Source organism: Pseudomonas sp. BIGb0176, from assembly GCF_024810175.1.
GTDB lineage: Bacteria > Pseudomonadota > Gammaproteobacteria > Pseudomonadales > Pseudomonadaceae > Aquipseudomonas > Aquipseudomonas protegens.
Genome location: NZ_JANUEC010000002.1, coordinates 237,735 through 260,191 on the forward strand (window position 1 = coordinate 237,735; position 22,457 = coordinate 260,191).

Below are 22,457 nucleotides of genomic sequence, written 5' to 3' on the forward strand. Positions count from 1 at the left end.
CCCCCGGTACGTTGCTTAGCTGGCTACTGCCGATTCCAGGAAGTCCTGGGCGAAGCGTTGCAGCACCCCGCCCGCCTCGTAGATCGATACCTCTTCGGCGGTGTCGAGGCGGCAGGTCACCGGCACCTCGAGCCGCTCGCCGTTCTTGCGGTTGATCACCAGGGTCAGTTGCGCCCGAGGCGTGCGCGCGCCGATCACGTCGTAGGTTTCAGTGCCGTCGATACCCAGGGTCTTGCGGTCGGTGCCCGCGAGGAACTCCAGCGGCAGCACGCCCATGCCCACCAGGTTGGTACGATGGATGCGCTCGAAGCCTTCGGCGACGATGGCTTCCACCCCCGCCAGGCGCACGCCCTTGGCTGCCCAGTCGCGGGACGAGCCCTGGCCGTAGTCGGCACCGGCAACGATGATCAGCGGCTGCTTGCGCTGCATGTAGGTTTCGATGGCTTCCCACATCCGCGTCACTTTGCCTTCCGGCTCGATCCGCGCCAGGGAACCCTGCTTGACCTTGCCGTTTTCCTGGACCATTTCGTTGAACAGTTTCGGGTTGGCGAAGGTCGCGCGCTGAGCGGTCAAGTGGTCGCCACGGTGGGTCGCGTAGGAGTTGAAGTCCTCTTCCGGCAGGCCCATTTTCGCCAGGTACTCGCCGGCCGCGCTGCCCGCCATGATGGCGTTGGACGGCGACAGGTGGTCGGTGGTGATGTTGTCCGGCAACACCGCCAGCGGGCGCATCCCGGTCAGGCTGCGCTCACCGGCCAGGGCCCCTTCCCAGTACGGCGGACGGCGGATGTAGGTGCTCTGCGGGCGCCACTCATACAGCGGCTCGACTTTCGGGCCGGTGTCTTCGTGGATGGCGAACATCGGGATGTAGACCTTGCGGAACTGCTCCGGCTTGACCGCCGCCTTGACCACCGCATCGATCTCCTCATCGCTCGGCCAGATGTCCTTGAGGCGGATTTCCCGGCCGTTGGCGTCCAGGCCCAGCACGTCCTTTTCGATATCGAAACGGATGGTGCCGGCAATGGCGTAGGCCACCACCAGCGGCGGCGAAGCCAGGAACGCCTGCTTGGCGTAAGGGTGGATGCGCCCATCGAAGTTGCGGTTGCCCGACAGCACGGCGGTGGCGTACAGGTCGCGGTCGATGATTTCCTTCTGGATCACCGGATCGAGGGCACCGGACATGCCGTTGCAGGTGGTGCAGGCAAAAGCCACCACGCCAAAGCCCAGTTGCTCCAGCTCATGGCCCAGGCCGGCCTCTTCCAGGTACATGGCCACGGTTTTCGAACCCGGGGCCAGGGACGACTTGACCCATGGCTTGCGGGTCAGCCCCAGCTTGTTGGCGTTGCGCGCCAGCAGGCCGGCGGCGATCACGTTGCGCGGGTTGCTGGTGTTGGTGCAACTGGTGATCGCGGCGATGATCACCGCGCCGTCCGGCATCTGCCCCGGGGTTTCGGACCACTGCCCGGCGATGCCCTTGGCCGCCAGGTCGCTGGTGGCGACCCGGGCGTGCGGGTTGCTCGGCCCGGCCATGTTGCGCACCACCGACGACAGGTCGAACTGCAGGCCGCGCTCGTAGCGTGCGCTCTTCAGGCTGTCGGCCCAAAGGCCGGTGTGCTTGGCGTAGCTTTCGACCAAACGCACCTGCTCGTCTTCACGACCGGTGAGCTTGAGGTAGTCGATGGTCTGCTGGTCGATGTAGAACATCGCCGCGGTGGCGCCGTATTCCGGGGCCATGTTGGAAATGGTCGCACGGTCGCCCAGGGTCAGCGCCGCGGCGCCTTCGCCGAAGAACTCCAGCCAGGCACCCACCACCTTCTGCTTGCGCAGGAACTCGGTCAGCGCCAGCACCATGTCGGTGGCGGTGATCCCGGGTTGCAGCTTGCCAGTGAGCTCGACGCCGATGATGTCCGGCAGGCGCATCCACGATGCACGACCGAGCATGACGTTCTCGGCTTCCAGGCCGCCCACGCCGATGGCGATCACGCCCAGGGCATCCACGTGCGGGGTATGGCTGTCGGTGCCGACGCAGGTATCGGGGAACGCCACACCGTCGAGCACCTGGATCACCGGGGACATTTTCTCCAGGTTGATCTGGTGCATGATGCCGTTGCCGGGCGGGATCACGTCGACGTTCTTGAAGGCCTTCTTGGTCCAGTTGATGAAGTGGAACCGGTCTTCGTTGCGCCGGTCTTCGATGGCGCGGTTCTTGTCGAAGGCGTCCGGGTCGAAACCGCCGCACTCCACCGCCAGGGAGTGGTCGACGATCAACTGGGTCGGCACCACCGGGTTGACCAGCGCCGGGTCACCGCCCTGGTCGGCGATGGCGTCGCGCAGGCCGGCCAGGTCCACCAGTGCGGTCTGGCCAAGAATGTCGTGGCACACCACACGGGCCGGGAACCAGGGGAAGTCCAGGTCGTCGCGGCGTTCGATCAGTTGGCCGAGGGAAGCGTTGAGGGTTGCCGGATCACAGCGGCGCACCAGGTTTTCCGCCAGTACGCGGGAGGTGTAGGGCAGGCTGTCGTAGGCGCCTGGCTTAAGCGCATCGACCGCCGCCCGGGCGTCGAAATAGTCCAGTTGGCTGCCGGGCAGCGTCTTGCGAAATTCACTGTTCATGGTCAGGGCTCGGTCACGGTAGTTTCAAAGGGAGCGCCTGGCACCGTGTTGAATGGGCATCTATCCCTTGCAGGAGCGAGCTTGCTCGCGATGACTGAATCAGGTCCGACATCGCTGTCGGCTGGTCCATCGCTATCGCGAGCAAGCTCGCTCCTGCAGGTGCTGCGGTGCATTCAATCAACAGTACCGGCGCCCTCCCGGTCAGCGGCGCTCGATTGGCACGAACTTGCGCTGTTCAACGCCGATGTACTCGGCGCTTGGACGGATGATGCGGTTGTTGGCACGCTGCTCGAACACGTGGGCGGCCCAGCCGGTCAGGCGTGAGCAGACGAAGATCGGTGTGAACAGCTTGGTCGGGATGCCCATGAAGTGGTACGCCGAGGCGTGGTAGAAATCGGCATTGGGGAAGAGTTTCTTCTGCTCCCACATGGTCTTGTCGATGGCTTCGGACACCGGGAACAGCACCTTGTCACCGACTTCGTCAGCCAGCTTCTGCGACCAGCCCTTGATCACCTCGTTGCGCGGGTCGCTGTCTTTGTAGATCGCATGGCCAAAGCCCATGATCTTGTCCTTGCGCTCGAGCATCCGCAGCAACTCGGCAGTCGCCTCCTCGGGGCTCTGGAAGCGCTCGATCAGCTCCATGGCCGCTTCGTTGGCGCCGCCGTGCAGCGGGCCGCGTAGCGAACCGATGGCCGCGGTGACACAGGAATAGAGGTCCGACAGGGTCGAGGCACAGACCCGGGCGGTGAAGGTGGAGGCATTGAATTCGTGCTCGGCATAGAGGATCAGCGAGACGTTCATCACCTTGACGTGCAAGTCACTGGGCTTCTTGCCGTGCAGCAAGTGCAGGAAGTGGCCACCGATGGTCTGCTCGTCGCTCACGCAATTGATGCGCACGCCTTCGTGGCTGAAGCGGTACCAGTAGCACATGATCGCCGGGAAGGCCGCCAGCAGGCGGTCGGTGACGTCGTGCTGCTGGGAGAAGTCCTTCTCCGGCTCGATGTTGCCCAGGAACGAGCAACCGGTACGCATCACATCCATCGGATGGGCCTGGGCCGGTATGCGCTCCAGCACTTCCTTCAGCGCCTGTGGCAGATCGCGCAGCTTGCTCAGCTTGGCGCTGTAGGCGGCCAGTTGTTCCTGGGTCGGCAGGTCGCCGTACAGCAACAGGTAGGCGACTTCCTCAAACTGCGCATCGGCCGCCAGTTCGCGCACGTCATAGCCGCGGTAGGTCAACCCGGCACCGGCCTGGCCCACGGTGGACAGCGCGGTTTGCCCGGCCACCTGGCCGCGCAGACCTGCACCACTCAATACTTTTGCTTCGGCCATTGCTCTCTCCAATCTTGAATTTGTTAGGGACTTGGCAACTTCACGGGTCGGGGCTCCCCCGACAGTGCAGGAGCGAGCTTGCTCGCGATCCGAGCCCGCGCGCCCCAGCGAATCAGGGGCTGCGCGTTATCGCTGACGGCCATCGCGAGCTAGCTCGTTCCCACAGGGATTGATTCAGCCTTTCTTCTGCGCGAACAGCGCATCGAGCTTCTGCTCGAAGCTGTGGTAATCGATGCGCTCGTACAGTTCCATGCGGGTCTGCATGGTGTCGATCACATTTTGCTGGGTACCGTCGCGACGGATCGCGGTGTAGACGTTTTCTGCGGCCTTGTTCATGGCACGGAACGCCGACAGCGGGTACAGCACCAGGGAAACATCCACGGATTTCAACTGTTCGGTGGTGTACAGCGGTGTGGCGCCGAATTCGGTGATGTTGGCCAGGATCGGGGCTTTCACCCGATCGGCGAAGATCTTGTACATCTCGAGCTCGGTGATGGCTTCCGGGAACACCATGTCAGCGCCGGCCTCGATGCACGCCGCGGCGCGTTCCAGGGCCGACTCCAGGCCTTCCACCGCCAGGGCGTCGGTGCGCGCCATGATCACGAAGCTGTCGTCGGTACGGGCATCCACCGCGGCCTTGATGCGGTCGACCATTTCCTGCTGGGAAACGATCTCCTTGTTAGGGCGGTGACCGCAGCGCTTGGCGCCGACCTGGTCTTCGATATGGATCGCCGCGGCGCCGAACTTGATCATCGACTTGACGGTGCGCGCCACGTTGAAGGCCGACGAACCGAAACCGGTGTCCACGTCCACCAGCAGCGGCAGGTCGCAGACGTCGGTAATACGACGCACATCAGTGAGAACGTCGTCCAGACCGGTAATGCCCAGGTCAGGCACGCCGAGGGAGCCGGCAGCGACCCCGCCGCCCGACAGGTAGATGGCCTTGAAACCGGCGCGCTTGGCCAGCAGGGCATGGTTGGCGTTGATCGCGCCGACCACTTGCAACGGCTGTTCGCTGGCGACCGCATCGCGGAAACGCTGGCCTGGAGTGCTCTTGTTGGAACTCATGACTCACCTCGTGGAGTGGCTGTCTGATGGGCGCTGTCCTGGTAGTGACGCGCGATATTGCGTTTCGAGGCGCCGATGTGGCGGCGCATCAACAACTCGGCCAGTTCGCCGTCGCGATCGGCAATGGCATCGAGAATCCGGTGGTGTTCGGCAAAGGCCTGGTGCGGGCGGTTGGGGGTCGCGGAAAACTGGATGCGGTACATGCGCACCAATTGATACAGCTCGCCGCAGAGCATCTGCGTGAGGGTGCGGTTGCCGGCGCCCTGGATGATCCGGTAGTGGAAGTCGAAGTCCCCTTCCTGCTGGTAGTAGCCGACGCCGGCCTGGAACGCCGCATCGCGTTCGTGGGTATCGAGCACCCGGCGCAGTTCGTCGATTTCCTCGGTGGTCATGCGCTCGGCCGCCAAGCGACAGGCCATGCCTTCCAGGGACTCACGGATTTCGTAGAGTTCGATCAGCTCGGCATGGCTCAGGGACACCACCCGGGCGCCGACATGGGGCACCCGCACCAGCAGACGCTGACCTTCCAGGCGGTGGATGGCCTCGCGCAGCGGACCGCGACTGATGCCGTAGGTGCGCGCCAGCTCGGGCTCGGAGATCTTGCTGCCCGGGGCGATCTCGCCCTTGACGATGGCCGCCTGGATCCGCCGGAAGACGTTTTCGGACAGGGTTTCAGAATCGTCCTGTGCCTGCATCGGGTGTTCGAGTTGATCCAGCATATTGTCGACACCTTTAAAATCAATGAGGCAAAAATTAGCCAATACACCGAAAACAGTCAAAGGAAAAATAGAGATTGTCGACAATCGTCTAATAACCCTAAGCGCCAGGGCAAGACAAAAGGCCCGCCCCCGGCGCTGGCGCCATAAAACCAGCATGCTAGAATGCCGCCCGCATTGGCCTGTCATCTTTTTATGGCACGCATACGAGGGAGCTTGCGCAGCAATGCCGGTCGCCTTGAACTGAAGAACCCATGCCCATCAGGATCTATGAGACTCAAGGCCCTTCCCCTACTGCTCTGCCTGCTTGCCCTGCCCGGCATCAGCGCCGCCGCCGGCAAGACTGTCTACGGCTTGAATGAATACGCTCGGCTGTCCGGCATCGACCTGGAGGTCGCGGCCAAGCTCGACACCGGGGCCAAGACCGCTTCCCTGAGTGCCCGCGACATCAAGCGCTTCAAGCGCAATGGCGAGTCCTGGGTGCGTTTCTACCTGGCGATCGACGCCGCCCATTCCCATCCCATCGAACGGCCCCTGGCCCGGGTCAGCAAGATCAAGCGCCGTGCCGGCGACTACGACCCCGATGAGGACAAGAACTACACCGCACGGCCGGTCATCGCCCTGGATGTCTGCATGGGCAGCGCCTTGCGCAGCATCGAAGTGAACTTGACCGACCGCAGCGCATTCCAATACCCGCTCCTGATCGGCTCCGAAGCCCTGAAACGCTTCGATGCGCTGGTCGACCCCAGTCTTAAATACGCTGCTGGCAAACCCGCCTGCGCCACCGACGCTCATACCGCAGAGTAATTCCAATGCGCTCTCTTACCCTTCATCTGAAAGTCCTGATCGCCATCCTGGTGGTGCTGGGCATTTCGATCACGGCCTATCAGATCTTCGTGCTCGGCATTCCGGTGACCGAAGACGCTACCGACGATCTGTGGAACATCGATGCCAAGGTCGAGTTCGTCGCCAACGGCAAGGACCCGATCAAGATCCAGATGTTCGTGCCGCCCCTGAGCCGCGATTACGTGAGCCTCAACGAGAGCTTCATTTCCAACAACTACGGGGTGGCGGTGAACCGCGTCGACGGCAACCGCAAGGTCACTTGGTCGGCGCGCCGGGCCAAGGGTAACCAGACCCTGTACTACCGCCTGGTGCTGACCAAGCGCTACAGCGCCGAGAAAGCCAAGGTCAAGGGCCCGACCTTCCGTGACAGCATGGCCGTGGAAGGCCCGGAAAAGATCGCCGCCGACGCCCTGCTGGCGCCGATCCGCCAGCATTCGGCGGACGTCGAGACCTTCATCAGCGAAGCCATCAAGCGGGTCAACAACGCCAATGATGACAACGCCAAGCTGCTGCTGGCCGGCGATCCGTCCAGCACCAACAAGGCGAAGATTGTCGAGCTGCTGCTGTCCATCGCCCACGTGCCGGTGGAAAAGGTCCACACCATCCGCCTGGTGGCCGACCAGCCGCAGACCCCGGAGCTCTGGCTGCGCAGCTTCAACGGCACCGACTGGCTGTACTTCAACCCGGAAACCGGTGAGCAGGGCATGCCCAGCGACCGCCTGCTGTGGTGGACCGGCGACGACAACCTGATCACCGTCGATGGAGGCAAGAAAGCCAACGTCACCTTCAGCCTCAACAACAGCGAAATGAACGCCATTCGCCTGGCCAAGCTGACCGACGAGAACACCGACGCCAACTTCCTCGAATACTCGCTGTACGGCCTGCCGCTGCAGACCCAGCAGACCTTCATGATCATGGTGATGATCCCCATCGGCGTGCTGGTGATCCTGGTGCTGCGCAACCTGATCGGCCTGCAGACCCTTGGCACCTTCACCCCGGTGCTGATCGCCCTGGCCTTCCGCGAGACCCAGTTGGGCTTTGGCATCGTGCTGTTCACGGTGATCACCGCGCTCGGGCTGTCCTTGCGCTCCTACCTCGAACACTTGAAGTTGCAGATGCTGCCGCGACTCTCGGTGGTACTGACCTTCGTCGTGGTGCTGATCGCCGCCATCAGCCTGTTCAGCCACAAGCTGGGCCTGGAACGCGGCCTATCGGTGGCACTGTTCCCGATGGTGATCCTGACCATGACCATCGAACGCCTGTCCATCACCTGGGAAGAGCGCGGCGGCGGCCATGCGATGAAAGTCGCCATCGGCACCCTGTTCGCCGCCTCCCTGGCGCACCTGATCATGAGCGTGCCGGAACTCACCTACTTCGTCTTTACCTTCCCGGCGATGCTGCTGATCCTGGTGGGCTTCATGCTGGCGATGGGTCGCTACCGCGGCTACCGCCTGACGGAGCTGGTGCGTTTCAAAGCCTTCGTCAAGGCCGACTCCTGATGTTCGGCCTGTGGAAGACCTGGAAAGCCCTCGAAGCGCGGGGAATCATGGGTATCAACCGGCGTAATGCCGACTACGTGCTCAAGTACAACAAGCGCAGCCTGTACCCCATCGTCGATGACAAGATCATCACCAAGGAACGGGCGATCAAGGCCGGTATCCATGTGCCGGAACTGTACGGGGTGATCTCCACCGAGAAGGAAATCGACAAGCTCGGCGAGATCCTCAAAGGGCGCAACGACTTCGTGATCAAGCCGGCCCAGGGCGCCGGAGGTGACGGGATCATTGTGATCGCCGACCGCTTCGAGGGCCGCTATCGCACGGTGTCCGGCAAGATCATCAGCCACGAAGAGATCGAGCACCATATCTCCAGCATCCTCACCGGCCTGTATTCCCTGGGCGGCCACCGCGACCGGGCGCTGATCGAGTACCGGGTGACCCCGGACCAAATCTTCAAGAGCATCAGCTATGAAGGCGTGCCGGACATCCGCATCATCGTGCTCATGGGCTACCCGGTGATGGCCATGCTGCGCCTGCCGACCCGCCAGTCCGGGGGCAAGGCCAACCTGCACCAGGGTGCCATCGGCGTCGGGGTCGACCTGGCCACCGGCCTGACCCTGCGCGGCACCTGGCTGAACAACATCATCACCAAGCACCCGGACACCACCAACGCGGTGGACGGCGTGCAACTGCCCTACTGGGACGGCTTCATGAAGCTGGCGGCCGGCTGCTACGAACTCTGCGGCCTGGGCTACATCGGCGTGGACATGGTGCTGGACCAGGACAAGGGCCCGCTGATTCTCGAACTCAACGCGCGGCCGGGGCTGAACATCCAGATCGCCAACGATTGCGGCCTGACCCAGCGCACCCACGCCATCGAAGCCCACCTTGAGGAGCTCAAGGCCCAGGGCATCGAGGAAAGCGTCGAGGAGCGGGTACGCTTCGCCCAGGAACTGTTCGGCCATATCCCTGCCGTGGAAGGCTGATAGCGCCTGCCGCAGGGTGCGAACGGAAGGTCCTGCGGACCTTTTCGCAGCCTGCGGCAGCAGCTGCAGGTCGGTGAATACGCCACGAACCGGGCAAACACCGACATCCCCTCTAGGAGCAACTCCTGCAGAGGCATACAATCGCCAACCGCGCTCCGATGGCTGATTTGCCCCGCATGTTGACCTGTTCCGTACACCCGCTCCCCTACCGCACCAACCCCGCCGAGTATTTCGCGGCAATCGAGCACGCCCCCGGCGCCGTGCTGCTGGACAGCGGCCGGCCCAGCGCCGAGCGCGGGCGCTATGACCTGCTCAGCGCCTGGCCCCTGGCGCAGTTGACCGTGGCCGCCGCAGAAAGCGGCAGGGGCTTTCTCCAGCGCCTGCGGGACAACCTGGGGCAACTGGGCCCGGCGCAACTGCCCGCTCCTTATGAACTGCCCTTCGCCGGCGGCCTGATCGGCTACCTCAGCTATGACTTCGGCCGCCATCTGGAGCGCCTGCCAAGCCAGGCCCGGGATGACCTGCAACTGCCCGACGCACGCTTTGGCCTGTATGCCTGGGCGCTGATCAACGACCACCAGGCAGGCACCAGCCAGCTGGTGTTCCACCCCAGCCTGGATGACACCGAGCGCCAGCGCCTGATTCAACTGTTCTGCCAGCCGCTGCCCGTGTCGCAGCCGGCATTCAAGCTGACCGGCGCCATGCTGGCTGATCTGAGCGCCGAGGACTACCGCCAGGCGTTCCAGCGCATCCAGCACTACATTCAGGCCGGCGACTGCTATCAGGTGAACTTCGCCCAACGCTTTCGCGGCCAGTACCAGGGGGATCCCTGGGCGGCCTATTGCGCCCTGCGCGCCGCCTGCCCGACCCCGTTCTCGGGTTTCCAGCGGCTGCCGCAAGGCGGTGCGGTGCTGAGCCTGTCGCCGGAGCGCTTTGTCCACGTCAGCCAGGGCCGGGTGGAAACCCGCCCGATCAAGGGCACACGCCCCCGCGGCCGGGATGCCGCGCAGGACGCGGCCAATGCCGCCGAGCTGCTGGCCAGCCCCAAGGACCGGGCGGAAAACCTGATGATCGTCGACCTGCTGCGCAACGACCTGGGGCGCACCTGCCGCATAGGCTCGGTACGGGTACCGGAGCTGTTCAGCCTGGAAAGCTACCCCAACGTGCACCACCTGGTGAGCAGCGTCACTGGCGAGCTGGCGGACGGCAAGGACGCCCTGGACCTGATCGCCGGCAGCTTTCCCGGTGGCTCGATCACCGGCGCGCCGAAGATCCGCTCGATGCAGATCATCGATGAGCTGGAACCCACGCGGCGTGCGCTGTACTGCGGTTCGCTGCTGTACCTGGACGTGCGCGGAGAAATGGACAGTTCGATCGCCATCCGCAGCCTGCTGGCCAAAGATGGGCAGATCTGTTGCTGGGGCGGCGGCGGAATAGTCGCGGATTCCGACTGGCAGGAGGAATACCAGGAATCCATCACCAAGGTGCGGGTGCTGCTGGAGACATTGCAGGGGCTTTAGGGCCTCTTCGCCGGCAAGCCGGCTCCTACAAGAGCGCGTCGTTCTCCCACCCGTAGGAGCTGGCTTGCCAGCGAAGGCGTCGGCAGGATTTGTGAAAAATCCAAGGGTCTCTTCGCCGGCGAACCGGTTTACAAGCTCAGGGGACGATTGGAAGCCTTGATGAACTCCTGCTTCAGCTCGGCAAAGCTGTGCACCGCCGGGAACTGCGGGAACTCGCGGATCACGTTGTCCGGGGCGTGGAACAGGATGCCAGCATCCGCCTCACCGAGCATCGTCGTGTCGTTGTAGGAATCCCCCGCCGCAATCACCCGGTAGTACAGGCTCTTGAAGGCCAGCACCGACTGACGCTTGGGGTCTTTCTGGCGCAACTGATAGCCGGTCACCCGGCCGCCGTCATCGGTGATCAGGCGGTGGCAAAGCAGGGTCGGAAAGCCCAGCTGGCGCATCAGGGGCTGGGAAAATTCATAGAAGGTGTCGGAAAGGATCACCACCTGGAAGCGCTCGCGCAGCCAGTTGACGAATTCCACCGCGCCGTCCAGTGGCTTGAGGGTGGCGATCACTTCCTGGATGTCCGAAAGCTTCAGGCCGTGTTCGTCGAGAATCCGCAGGCGCTGTTTCATCAGCACGTCGTAGTCGGGAATATCCCGGGTGGTTGCCTTGAGGGATTCAATCCCGGTTTTTTCGGCAAAGGCGATCCAGATTTCCGGGACCAGTACACCTTCCAGATCGAGACAGGCAATTTCCACAAGACACTCCCATTGGTTCTGATTATTTAAATTGAGCGAGCAAAAGGACTGCCGAACTCTAGCGATTCGCCTGCACAGGCGCAACGCAGAGGAGCGCGCCAGGGCGGTGTGGATTTTGTTAAGATCGCCCCCCTATAGAGCGCACAGCGCCACCGACCTGTAGGAAACCGCCCTGATGACCCCATCGTTCGACGTCGCTGAACTCGCCGCGACCTATGCCAACAAGTCTGCCCAGGACATTCTCAAGCTGGCCTTTGCCCAGTTCGGCGATGACCTGTGGATTTCCTTCAGCGGCGCCGAGGACGTGGTGCTGGTGGACATGGCCTGGAAGCTGAACAAGAACGTCAAGGTGTTCAGCCTGGATACCGGCCGCCTGCACCCGGAAACCTACCGTTTCATCGATCAGGTGCGTGAACACTACAAGATCCAGATCGAGCTGATCTCGCCGGACCACAGCAAGCTCGAACCCTTCGTCAAGGAAAAGGGCCTGTTCAGCTTCTATAAGGACGGCCATGGCGAGTGCTGCGGTATCCGCAAGATCGAACCGCTGCGGCGCAAGCTGTCCACCGTCAGCGCCTGGGCCACCGGCCAGCGCCGTGATCAGAGCCCGGGTACCCGCAGCCAGGTGGCGGTGCTGGAAGTCGACACAGCCTTCTCCACGCCGGAGCGCACCCTGTACAAGTTCAACCCACTGGCACAAATGAGCAGCGAGGAGATCTGGGGTTACATCCGCATGCTCGAACTGCCCTACAACAGCCTGCATGAACGCGGCTTCATCAGCATCGGCTGCGAGCCCTGCACCCGCCCGGTACTGCCCAACCAGCACGAGCGCGAAGGCCGCTGGTGGTGGGAGGAAGCCACCCAGAAAGAATGCGGCTTGCACGCCGGCAACATCATCAGCAAAGCCTGACCCCCTTCCCTGCGGGCGCGCCTGAAGGACGCCCGCACTGAAAGCCAACCCGCAGCAAAACCTGTACACAAGAATGTCACCGTCGGTGCCATTTTTGTGTGCACTTCAAAGATTCCCCGCCCCAAAAGGTTACAAGCCTTTCCTGCGCCGATATCCATTGGGCGCCAAGCCGTGCCTGGCGAAAAATAAATACCTGTTCAAACGGTCAAATTTTAATCTCGTCTTTTCAGAAGGTTAGGAATAACCCATAACAAAACGAAATCAGCAGCCAATTTCATAGTCGTGAAATTGGCACAGAAGTGGCTTTAGTGGATTTATGTTTTGTATACAAAAAAACCAAAACATACATACACTAACCGTCCGCACGCCTGACCCACGACTCAAGCTGCAGATGCCCCGAACCCAGTGATTCCTCCCCTGTGACGAAGATTGTCGAGCCCCCTCGCTCAAGCACAGTCATCCAGGGCCGGAGTCAGGAGCATGCCGGAATGCGTACCAGCCCTTCCAACAACATCGCACTGGATCTGCCCTCCTCGCTGCATTCGCACAACGTCCAACAACCGGTCGCCGATGCGGCCCCCATCGCGCTCAGCCCACGCCTGCACAACCGCGACCTGGCACCGACCAAGGTCGAAGGCCGGCGCTGGGGTGGCTACAGCATCTTCGCCTTGTGGACCAACGATGTGCACAACATCGCCAACTACTCCTTCGCCATCGGCCTCTACGCCCTGGGCCTGGGCGGCTGGCAGATCCTGCTGTCCCTGGGGATAGGCGCGGCGCTGGTGTATTTCTTCATGAACCTGTCCGGCTACATGGGGCAGAAGACCGGGGTGCCGTTCCCGGTGATCAGCCGCATCAGCTTCGGCATCCATGGCGCGCAGATTCCGGCACTCATCCGGGCGGTGATCGCCATCGCCTGGTTCGGCATCCAGACCTACCTGGCCTCGGTGGTGTTTCGCGTGCTGCTCACGGCCATCCATCCGGGCTTCGCCGATTACGACCACAACTCGATCCTCGGCCTCTCGACCCTGGGCTGGGCCTGCTTCCTGGTGATCTGGCTGGTGCAACTGGCGATCCTCGCCTATGGCATGGAAATGATCCGGCGCTACGAAGCCTTCGCCGGGCCGATCATCCTGCTGACCGTGGCCTGCCTGGCCGCCTGGATGTACACCCAGGCCGACGGGCAGATCGCCTGGTCGATCCGCGAACCTCTGACCGGCGGCGAAATGTGGCGGCAGATCTTCGCCGGCGGCGCCCTGTGGCTGGCAATCTACGGCACCCTGATCCTCAACTTCTGCGACTTCGCCCGCTCCTCGCCGTGCCGCAAGACCATCAAGGTCGGCAACTTCTGGGGCCTGCCGGTGAACATCCTGGTGTTCGCCACCATCACCGTGCTGCTGTGCGGCGCGCAGTTCCAGATCAATGGCCGGGTCATCGAAAGCCCGACCCAGATCATCGCCTCGATCCCCAACACACTGTTCCTGGTCCTGGGCTGCCTGGCCTTTCTGATCGTGACCGTGGCGGTGAACATCATGGCCAACTTCGTCGCCCCGGCCTTCGTCCTCAGCAACCTGGCGCCCAAGTACCTGACCTTCCGCCGCGCCGGGCTGATCAGCGCGGCGCTGGCGGTGCTGATCCTGCCGTGGAACCTGTACAACAGCCCGCTGGTGATCGTGTATTTCCTCTCCGGCCTGGGCGCCCTGCTCGGCCCGCTGTACGGGGTGATCATGGTGGACTACTGGATCCTGCGCAAAGCCCAGGTCAACGTGCCGCAGCTCTATAGCGAAGACCCGCAAGGCGCCTATTTCTACAGCCGCGGGGTCAACCTGCGGGCAGTGGCGGCCTTTATTCCCGCGGCGCTGATCGCCATCGTGCTGGCCCTGGTGCCAGGTTTTGCCAGTGTCTCGCCATTCTCCTGGCTGATCGGCGCCGGCATCGCCGGCATGCTCTACCTGATCATCGCCAAGCGCCAACCCGGCTACGCGGACGTCAGCGGCGAAAGCATCGCCGTGGACAACGTCAGCCATTGAACCTGCCCGGCCCGGCGCGCCGGGCCTGAACTGCCCAACCTGCAAGGAACCCTCATGCGAATTCTCGTGGTCAACGTCAACACCACCGACTCCATTACCCAGGCCATCGCCCATCAGGCACAAAGCGTGGCAGCGCCGGGTACCGAGATCATCGGCCTGACTCCCTACTTCGGCGCCGAATCGGTGGAAGGCAACTTCGAAAGCTACCTGGCGGCCATCGCCGTAATGGACCGGGTGCTGGCCTACGACCAGCCCTATGACGCGGTGATCCAGGCCGGCTACGGCGAGCACGGCCGCGAAGGCTTGCAGGAACTGCTGAACGTGCCAGTGGTGGACATCACCGACGCCGCCGCCAGCACTGCCCTGTTCCTTGGCCACGCCTACTCGGTGGTCACCACCCTGGACCGCACCGTGCCGCTGATTGAAGACCGGCTCAAGCTCTCCGGCCTTTATGACCGCTGCACCTCGGTGCGGGCCAGCGGCCTGGCGGTACTGGAGCTGGAGGAAGACCCGCTGCGCGCCGTGGAAGCCATCGTGCGCCAGGCCGAACGGGCGGTGACCGAGGACAAGGCCGAAGTCATCTGCCTGGGCTGCGGCGGCATGGCCGGCCTGGATGAACAGATTCGCCAGCGCACCGGGGTGCCGGTGGTGGACGGAGTAACGGCAGCAGTGACCATTGCCGAGTCCCTGGTGCGTCTGGGGCTATCCACCTCCAAGGTACGCACCTATGCCACGCCCCGGCCCAAGCGAGTGCTGGGCTGGCCCTTGCGGGCGGGGCGCTGAGGCCGGCGGTACCTAGAGTCGTCGACAGGCCGGTTCCTACAAGGCGCTGAAGGCCTGAGCCAGGCCTTGCTCGGCGAACTGCTCAATGACGAAGTCGACAAAAGCCCGCGTCTTGCCCGGGAGCATCTTGTGCTCGGCGTAGTAGATCGAGGTAAAGCCATCGTCCACGTACCAGTCCGGCAGCACCCGTTGCAAGGCCCCGGAACGCAGGTAATTGACGGCAAACGGCATGCTCACCAAGGCCAGGCCCAGCCCTTGGGCCGCGGCGATGCAGGCGGCCTCGGAATCGCTCATGGTCATGCTGGCCTTGAGCTCCAGCGGGCACATCAGCCCTCCCCGACCGGTCATCTGCCAGGTGCGGATGCGCCCGGTCTGGGGGGAGCGGATAAGAATCCCCCGGCAATGCCGCAGGTCTTCGGGCCCGTTGATCGGTGCCCGCCCCCGCAGGTAATCGGCACTTGCCACCAGCACCCGGTGAGCCGGTGACAGTCGCCGGGCGACCACTCCCTGGGGCAATTCGAAACCGCCGCCAATGGCCGCATCGAAACCTTGGCCGATCAGGTCCACCTGGCGGTTGTCGAAATGCCAGTCGGGATGAATATCCGGGTAGCGGCGCAAAAAGGCGCCGAGCATCGGCACTATGTACAGCCCGCCGAACACTGTACCCATGCTGACCTTGAGCGTCCCCGCCGGGCGCCCCTGGGCATCGGCCAGGGTGCTGACCGCGTTCTGGATGGTCTGCAGGCTGTCGGCGACTTCCGCGAGGAACAGGTGGCCGGCCTCGGTCAGGGTCAGGCGCCGGGTACTGCGCTGGAACAGGCGCACACCAACCCGGGTTTCCAGCTTGGCCACGCTCTTGCCCACCGCCGCCGGGGTCAGCCCGAGCCGCCGCGCCGCCTCGGCAAAGCTGCCGACTTCAGCGCTGCGGACAAAACATTCGATACTGCTGAAGGCTTCCATAAGAGCCACTCTAAACTTCTGGTTTACACAGAGTATAGGGATTACCGGCTACTCAGAGGCTAACCAGCGGCAGATACTCGCTCCAAGCACAAGGCACCCGGCCTTGAATCTCTGGAGAAGCACATGAGCACATATGACCTCAGCGGCAAAGTAGCCTTGATCCAAGGCGGTTCCCGTGGCATTGGCGCAGCCATTGTCGAGCGCTTGGCGGCAGAAGGCGCCAGCGTTGCCTTTACCTACGTCAGTTCGGCGAGCAAGGCCCAGGCCCTGCAGGACAGCATCATCGCCAAGGGTGGCAAGGCCCTGGCGATCCACGCCGACAGCGCCGACGCCGAGGCCATCCGCCGAGCAGTGAACGACAGCGTCAAGACCTTTGGCCGCCTCGATATCCTGGTCAACAACGCCGGGGTGCTGGCCATCGCACCCTTGGGCGAGTTCAAGCTGGAGGACTTCGACCAGACCCTGGCGATCAACGTGCGCAGCGTATTCATCGCCACCCAGGAAGCCGCACGACACATGGGCGAAGGTGGGCGCATCATCAACATCGGCAGCACCAACGCCGACCGCATGCCCTTCGCCGGTGGCGGCCCCTACGCCATGAGCAAAGCCGCACTGGTGGGCCTGACCAAGGGCCTGGCCCGGGACCTGGGCCCGCGGGGCATCACCATCAACAACGTCCAGCCCGGCCCGGTGGACACCGACATGAACCCGGCGGACAGTGACTTCGCCGCGAGCCTGATGAACCTGATGGCTATCCGCCGTTATGGCCATGCCGAGGAAGTCGCCGGTTTCGTCGCCTACCTGGCCAGTGCCGAAGCGGGCTACATCACCGGCGCCAGCCTGACTATCGACGGTGGCTTCGGCGCCTGATCCTCACCCGCATAAAAAAGCCGGGCCGGGGCTCTACGCCCCGGCCCGGCCGGCGTGCAACCGGTGCGCAGGATCAATCAGGGTTCGCGGCGCATACGATGTTGATGATTCGATCAGGCACAAAGATGAACTTCAGCAAGCGCCCGCCAGACAGCCAGCGCTGCACCGTTGCATCCTCCAGCACCTGAGCCTTCACCGCCTCTTCCGTCATCCCCCGCTGCAGCATGATGCGAGTCCGCAACTTGCCATTGATGGAGACCGGGCATTCAAACTGCGCCTCATACAGCACACTTTCGTCGGCGACGGGATAGCCGCAATCAAGGATCGACCGCGAGTGCCCCAGCGCCTCGGACCACAGCTCTTCAGTAATGAACGGCGCATAGGGGTGCAACAGCTTGAGCAACAGCTCCAGCACACCACGCTTATGGCACTGCAAGACGCTGAGCTGGTTCACGCAGATCATCAGAGCGGCAATCGCAGTGTTGTAGGACATATCCTCGGTGGCACGCCCCACCTTGGCAATCGCCGTGTGCACCGCCTTGAGTTCCTCGTCGCCGGGCTCAAGGTCATCCACGATCACCGCGCCCTCCTCGTCCAGAAACAGGCGCCAGACCTTCTGCAGGAACTTGTGCGGGCCATCGATGGATTGCGTCGACCAGATGGCGGTCTGGTCGATCGGCCCGAGGAACATTTCATGCAGGCGGAAGGTATCGGCCCCGTAGACCTCGATCAGGTCATCGGGGTTGACCACGTTGTACTTGGACTTGGACATCTTTTCCGACAGGCGATCACACAGGAACACGCCCTTGGAGCAGACAAACGTGCCTTCGGTGTAGGTCTGGCGCCATGTGCGAAGAGCGTCGATATCCACCTGGTTCTTGTCATTCACCATGCTGATATCGACATACAGCGGCTGAACGTCCCGCCCGTCCTTGAGATCGGCGGAGACGAATTCATGGGTCGCCTTGTCCCGATAGATGATCGCCGAGACGCCGAGGATCATGCCTTGGCACAGGACCCGCTTGAAGGGTTCGGAAAAACTCAGCAAGCCGCGATCCTTGAGGAAATGCGTCCAGAAGCGCGAGTACAGCAGGTGGCCGGTGGCATGCTCGGATCCGCCGACATACAGATCCACGGCCTGCCAGTAGGCCAGCGCCTCCTTCGACACGGGCTCATGGCTGTTGGTCGGATCCATGTACCTGAGGAAGTACCAGCTCGACCCGGCCCAACCGGGCATGGTGGTGGTTTCATACTTAAAGCCGCGGTAGCGCCAGCTACTGGCTCGCTCCAAGGGGGGCTCACCCTCGCTGGTCGGCAGGAAGGCCTCGATATCGGGCAGGGTCACCGGCAGGTCCTGCTCGGGAACCACGCGAGCAATGCCCTGCTCGTCGTAGTACACCGGGATCGGCTCGCCCCAATAGCGCTGGCGGCCAAAAATCGCATCGCGGATGCGGTAATTGAAGGTGCGCTTGGCGGTTCCGGTCGCCACCAGGCGCTGCAGAATCCACTCGGTGGCCTCGGCACGCAGCATGCCCGTGGCTTCCTGAGAGTTGATCAGGCGGCCTTCATTGATCAGGAACGGCTTGGCGGCCTGCTCTGCCCCCTCATAGATATGCACCACGGGCAGATCGAAGGCCTGGGCAAAGTTGAAATCCCGTTGGTCTCCGGAAGGTACCGCCATGATGGCGCCCGTGCCGTAATCGGCCAGGACGTAGTCGGCAATCCAGATCGGCAGGTTTTCGCCGGTCAAGGGGTGGACGGCGTAGGCGCCGGTGAACTGGCCGGTGATCCGCTCGGCCTTGGCCATCCGTTCGCGCTCGGAGCGCAAGGCCGCTTCTTCGCGGTAATTGGCCACTGCAAGCTTGAGAGGCGCTGAGGTGATTGCCTCGACGGCATCATGCTCAGGCGCCAGCACCAGGAACGTCGCGCCATACAGCGTATCGGGGCGGGTGGTAAAGACCTTGATCGCGGTCTGCGAATCACGCACCTGGAAATCAATTTCCGCGCCCTGGGATTTGCCGATCCAGTTGCGCTGCATGTCCTTCAAGGCTTCCGGCCAATCCAGGCTATCGAGCCCCTCCAGCAGGCGGTCGGCATAGGCGGAAATCCGCAGCATCCACTGCTTCATCATCTTTTTCTGAACCGGGTGGCCACCCCGCTCGGAAAAACCGTCCTTGATTTCGTCGTTGGCCAGCACCGTGCCCAGGGCCGGGCACCAGTTCACATAAGAGTCGGCGCGATACGCCAATCGGTAGTTCATCAGGAACTCCGACTGCTGCAAAGGCGAGAAAGCGGCCCACTGTTGCGCGCTGATGGTTGTGGTCCGCGAATCAGACCAGGCATTCACCCCGGCATTGCCGGATTGTTCAAAACGCTGGATCAGGGTATCGACAGGCTGGGCCTGGTGGGTATCGAGGCAGAACCAACTGTCGAACAGTTGGGAGAATATCCACTGCGTCCAGTGATAGTACTGAGCATCGGAAGTCTTGATCTCGCGGTCCGGGTCATAACAGAAACCCAGTTTTCTCAACTGCGACTTGAACGTGGCAATGTTCTTGTCAGTGGTTACTCTTGGGTGCTGTCCGGTTTCGATTGCATACTGTTCCGCGGGTAATCCGAAAGAGTCGAAACCCATGGGATGCAAAACATTGAAACCGGCCATTCGTTTAAAACGACTATATACGTCAGTCGCAATATATCCGCGCGGATGCCCAACATGCAGACCGGCACCCGAAGGATAAGGAAACATGTCAAGGCAATAATATTTAGGCAGAGAAGTATCTAGTTCAACGGAGTAATGCTTTTCATTTTCCCAGCGAGCGAGCCATTTATCTTCTATCTTCCTGATACTTTCCGTCTTCATGAACAACTCCTGAAAAATGCCGCACGCACTCATTTACGAGGGCGGAATATATTACAGTCGACTACCATTCGCAACGCGCGGCAGATTGCTTTAGGAGACGCATTTAATGTTCGAATAAGCTGTTTTCGGGTTTGCGCCCAAGCATATAGGTACACCCTTGTTGAGCATTAGATCTGCCGCAGATTGCCCAGTTGCGATCATCTCGTTCAGCGCTTGCAGATAACCGCTCTCAAGCTTGGATGCTCCCTGATACTGCAACCCCTGGGCGGCCAGCCCGACCAGGCGTCCAATCCCTTCGGCCAGCGAGTTTCCCGCCCCATCGACCCCGGCCATGCCGAACTCCGCCGCCTGGGCATACTTGCGATTCAACTCGGAAGGCGCCTGCGCGCCGAGCATGTCCAACGCGGCATCAAGCGCCTCTTCGCTATAGGCCAGGCCCTTCCAGAAGGCCGCGAGTGAAGCGGCGAAGTGAGGTGCACAGGTATCGGCCGAGCGAAACTCGACAATGTTCTTCAGCCGGGCCTCAGGGTAGAGGGTACCCAGATGCATGATCCAATCCTGAAGCGTGGCAGCGCCCGAGGCAGCCCCCAGGCGCATGTAGTCGCGAAAACTCAGGTCGTTCATGTGGATCAACTGCCCTTCACGCTGAATGAACAGCAGTGGTTTCTCCAGGGCCCAGTCAACATAGTGCTCAAAGGCATGGGCGCTGAAGTGTGCGCGCAACATGAACTCGGGAATCCCGGAGCGTTGTTGATCGAATTGGGTCCAGGCATGCATCCGATGACTCTTATAGCGGCTGGTGACCGCCGAAAAGTACGGAGAGTTGGCGAACAAGGCGACGATGTAAGGCTGACAGGCAACCCCCAACTGCAACAACTTGCCCGCATGCTGCTCGGAGAAGTAGTCGACGGAAATCTGCATCGAGGCCGTCATCTTCTGCCCGGCCGAGGCCCCCGAGACCTTTTCCAGGATAGGCATCATGTGCAAGTAGCGAGTACGCGGCACCGTCGCCACCGACGCCACGCCCCCGTAGGGCCGATAACCGATGGGCAGCAACGAAATGGCCAGGCCCTGGCAGACCCGATCCAGTTCCCGCAGAAACACTTCGAGTTCGATCACAACATCGGACACCAGACGCAACGCCGATGAAGAGAACTCCACCTGGCCACCAGGCTCCAGGCTGATGACCGTGCCGCCGCGCCTCAAACCGATGATCAAGCCATCGTCATAAACGGGCGAGTAGCCGTATCCCAGCAAGCCCTTGAAGATGCTCGACAGGCTGCGCAAGCCAAAAAACGGCACACTCAGGGAAGTCGCCTTATCAATCAGGATCAACTCGTATTCAAGTCCGATCAATGCCGAAGTCCGGCGTTTGATATGCCGATGAAAATAGGCAATACAATCTTCCTTGGTGATGGCTCTTGCGCCCAATACTTCCAGCAATTCAGCGGCCATATTGATTTCCTCCTACTAAGCCAGCAGATCCTGGAGATCAGTGAGTGCCATCACTAACGTGTCGATATCTTTGCGACTGTTGTAAAGATGCATCGAGACCCGCAAGGCGCCATTAATTCCACTGTTGCGGTAGAGCGGCTGGTTGCACTGGTAGCCGGAACTCAGTGCAATGTCGTAACGATCGGAAAGAATCCGCGAGACAAATCCGATATCCACCTTGCCGACGGCAACCAGAGGAAAAATCGGCAGGTGCTGCGGCCCGATGGGGAAGGCGATTTCAATATTGCGCACCGATTGAATCTGCGACAGGAAATAGCGCTCCAGATCCTCATCGTGGTCTTGAACCCACTGCCCGCCCAAGCTGTTTATATAGTCGACCGCCGCCCCCAGCCCGATGGCCCCTTCAATGTTCGGCGTGCCGGCCTCGAACCGACCGGGGCCGGATTGATAACTGACATCACCCTGCCCCACTTTGTTGACCATGCCGCCACCATAGCGATAGCTCTGCATCGACGCCTGCAGATCACGCCGCATGTACAGCACGCCAACCCCCGAGGGGCCGAACATCTTGTGCCCGGAAAGGGCGAGAAAATCACAACCGATCTGCCCGACATTGACCGGGATATGGCCAACGGTCTGCGCCGCGTCCAGCAGGCTCAACGCCCCCCGTGCCCGGGCGATCTGACAGATCTGCCTGACGGGTTGCACGTTGCCGGTGACATTCGATGCGTGGCAGACCGCGACCAGACGGGCCGGATCGGCGGCGAGCAACGAATCCAGATGATCCAGGTCGATACAACCGTTCTGATCCAGACGGGCAACCGTGACTCGACACCTGGACAACCAGGGCAGGAGATTGGAATGGTGCTCCAGGGGCGAAACCACGACATGGTCGCCATTGCCCAACGCCAGCCCATGGGCGAGCAGATTGATCGAGTCCGTGCAATTGGCGGTAAAGACCACTTCATCGGCGCTGCACCCCAGAAAGCAGGCCAGCTTGTTGCGCGACGACTCAAACAGTTGGGTGGACAACTGAGCATACTGATGATTGGAGCGCCCGACATTGCTACCGGCATGCAGGTAAAAATCAGTGATGGCGCTGATCACCGACGCGGGTTTCAACGAGGTGGATGAACTGTCCAGGTAGATCCGCTGATTATCCCGAAAGAACGGAAAGTCACTGCGCGCATCCGGCAACACCATGCATTTCACATCCAAGGCTTGCATAACATTCTCTCTTTTTTTATTGAGGGACGACTCTTCACG

The 22,457-nt window shown here is 62.0% G+C and carries 17 protein-coding genes; 8 read left to right on the forward strand and 9 right to left on the reverse strand.

Translation table 11 applies throughout. The features are described from left to right. Window positions 1–15: 15 nt before the first annotated feature. The 4 genes from acnD to M2395_RS11880 form a co-directional block, all read right to left on the reverse strand. A complete protein-coding gene (gene acnD / locus M2395_RS11865) occupies window positions 16–2,610 on the reverse strand; it encodes a Fe/S-dependent 2-methylisocitrate dehydratase AcnD (RefSeq protein WP_123430266.1) in 2,595 nt (864 codons plus the stop codon). Between the two features lie 201 nt (window positions 2,611–2,811). Beyond that, window positions 2,812–3,939 (reverse strand): 2-methylcitrate synthase, encoded by a 1,128-nt coding sequence (gene prpC, locus M2395_RS11870; protein WP_011060182.1) that lies wholly within the window; start codon window positions 3,937–3,939, stop codon window positions 2,812–2,814. A gap of 174 nt (window positions 3,940–4,113) precedes the next feature. Beyond that, window positions 4,114–5,007 carry a methylisocitrate lyase gene (gene prpB / locus M2395_RS11875; RefSeq protein WP_011060181.1) on the reverse strand — a complete coding sequence of 298 codons (894 nt, stop codon included), beginning with the start codon at window positions 5,005–5,007 and terminating at the stop codon, window positions 4,114–4,116. After that, a complete protein-coding gene (locus M2395_RS11880; RefSeq protein ID WP_011060180.1) occupies window positions 5,004–5,726 on the reverse strand; it encodes a GntR family transcriptional regulator in 723 nt (240 codons plus the stop codon). The genes prpB and M2395_RS11880 overlap by 4 nt, the downstream gene beginning before the upstream one ends. A 267-nt stretch (window positions 5,727–5,993) precedes the next feature. Between M2395_RS11880 and M2395_RS11885 the strand changes: the two genes are divergently transcribed. The 4 genes from M2395_RS11885 to pabB all read left to right on the forward strand — a co-directional run bounded on the left by M2395_RS11885 (window position 5,994) and on the right by pabB (window position 10,574). Beyond that, window positions 5,994–6,530: an ATP-dependent zinc protease gene (locus M2395_RS11885; protein ID WP_011060179.1), complete on the forward strand. Its 537-nt coding sequence runs from the start codon at window positions 5,994–5,996 to the stop codon at window positions 6,528–6,530. A gap of 5 nt (window positions 6,531–6,535) precedes the next feature. After that, window positions 6,536–8,068: an inactive transglutaminase family protein gene (locus M2395_RS11890; protein ID WP_011060178.1), complete on the forward strand. Its 1,533-nt coding sequence runs from the start codon at window positions 6,536–6,538 to the stop codon at window positions 8,066–8,068. Then, window positions 8,068–9,054, forward strand: coding sequence for an alpha-L-glutamate ligase-like protein (locus M2395_RS11895; protein ID WP_015634740.1), 987 nt, complete (start codon window positions 8,068–8,070; stop codon window positions 9,052–9,054). The genes M2395_RS11890 and M2395_RS11895 overlap by 1 nt, the downstream gene beginning before the upstream one ends. Window positions 9,055–9,230: 176 nt before the next feature. Then, on the forward strand, window positions 9,231–10,574 hold the full coding sequence (gene pabB, locus M2395_RS11900) for an aminodeoxychorismate synthase component I (RefSeq protein ID WP_123430265.1): 1,344 nt from the start codon (window positions 9,231–9,233) through the stop codon (window positions 10,572–10,574). A 128-nt stretch (window positions 10,575–10,702) separates the two neighbouring features. On the opposite strand, the gene thrH is transcribed toward pabB, so the two are convergent. Then, window positions 10,703–11,320 carry a bifunctional phosphoserine phosphatase/homoserine phosphotransferase ThrH gene (thrH, locus tag M2395_RS11905; RefSeq protein WP_011060175.1) on the reverse strand — a complete coding sequence of 206 codons (618 nt, stop codon included), beginning with the start codon at window positions 11,318–11,320 and terminating at the stop codon, window positions 10,703–10,705. Between the two features lie 175 nt (window positions 11,321–11,495). On the opposite strand from thrH, the gene M2395_RS11910 reads away from it, so the two are divergent. From M2395_RS11910 to M2395_RS11920, 3 genes are all read left to right on the forward strand, one after another. After that, a complete protein-coding gene (locus tag M2395_RS11910; protein WP_011060174.1) occupies window positions 11,496–12,230 on the forward strand; it encodes a phosphoadenylyl-sulfate reductase in 735 nt (244 codons plus the stop codon). Window positions 12,231–12,718: 488 nt separating this feature from the next. After that, window positions 12,719–14,260, forward strand: a complete 1,542-nt coding sequence (locus tag M2395_RS11915) for an NCS1 family nucleobase:cation symporter-1 (protein WP_077933633.1) — start codon at window positions 12,719–12,721, stop codon at window positions 14,258–14,260. Between the two features lie 54 nt (window positions 14,261–14,314). Then, complete coding sequence (locus M2395_RS11920; RefSeq protein ID WP_047336125.1) at window positions 14,315–15,043, forward strand: aspartate/glutamate racemase family protein; 729 nt, start codon at window positions 14,315–14,317, stop codon at window positions 15,041–15,043. Between the two features lie 36 nt (window positions 15,044–15,079). On the opposite strand, the gene M2395_RS11925 is transcribed toward M2395_RS11920, so the two are convergent. Then, window positions 15,080–16,003 carry a LysR family transcriptional regulator gene (locus M2395_RS11925; RefSeq protein WP_047336124.1) on the reverse strand — a complete coding sequence of 308 codons (924 nt, stop codon included), beginning with the start codon at window positions 16,001–16,003 and terminating at the stop codon, window positions 15,080–15,082. 123 nt (window positions 16,004–16,126) lie between these two features. Here M2395_RS11925 and M2395_RS11930 point away from each other — a divergent pair, with 123 nt between their 5' ends. After that, a complete protein-coding gene (locus M2395_RS11930) occupies window positions 16,127–16,873 on the forward strand; it encodes a 3-oxoacyl-ACP reductase family protein (RefSeq protein ID WP_077933632.1) in 747 nt (248 codons plus the stop codon). A 73-nt stretch (window positions 16,874–16,946) separates the two neighbouring features. Here M2395_RS11930 and leuS read toward each other — a convergent pair whose 3' ends face one another. The 3 genes from leuS to M2395_RS11945 form a co-directional block, all read right to left on the reverse strand. Further along, window positions 16,947–19,736: a leucine--tRNA ligase gene (gene leuS / locus M2395_RS11935; RefSeq protein WP_053150016.1), complete on the reverse strand. Its 2,790-nt coding sequence runs from the start codon at window positions 19,734–19,736 to the stop codon at window positions 16,947–16,949. Between the two features lie 90 nt (window positions 19,737–19,826). Next, complete coding sequence (locus M2395_RS11940; protein WP_053150011.1) at window positions 19,827–21,191, reverse strand: glutamate-cysteine ligase family protein; 1,365 nt, start codon at window positions 21,189–21,191, stop codon at window positions 19,827–19,829. A gap of 15 nt (window positions 21,192–21,206) precedes the next feature. Further along, entirely contained in the window at window positions 21,207–22,418 is a 1,212-nt protein-coding gene (locus M2395_RS11945; RefSeq protein WP_052914315.1) for an aminotransferase class V-fold PLP-dependent enzyme, read from the reverse strand. Window positions 22,419–22,457 lie beyond the last annotated feature (39 nt).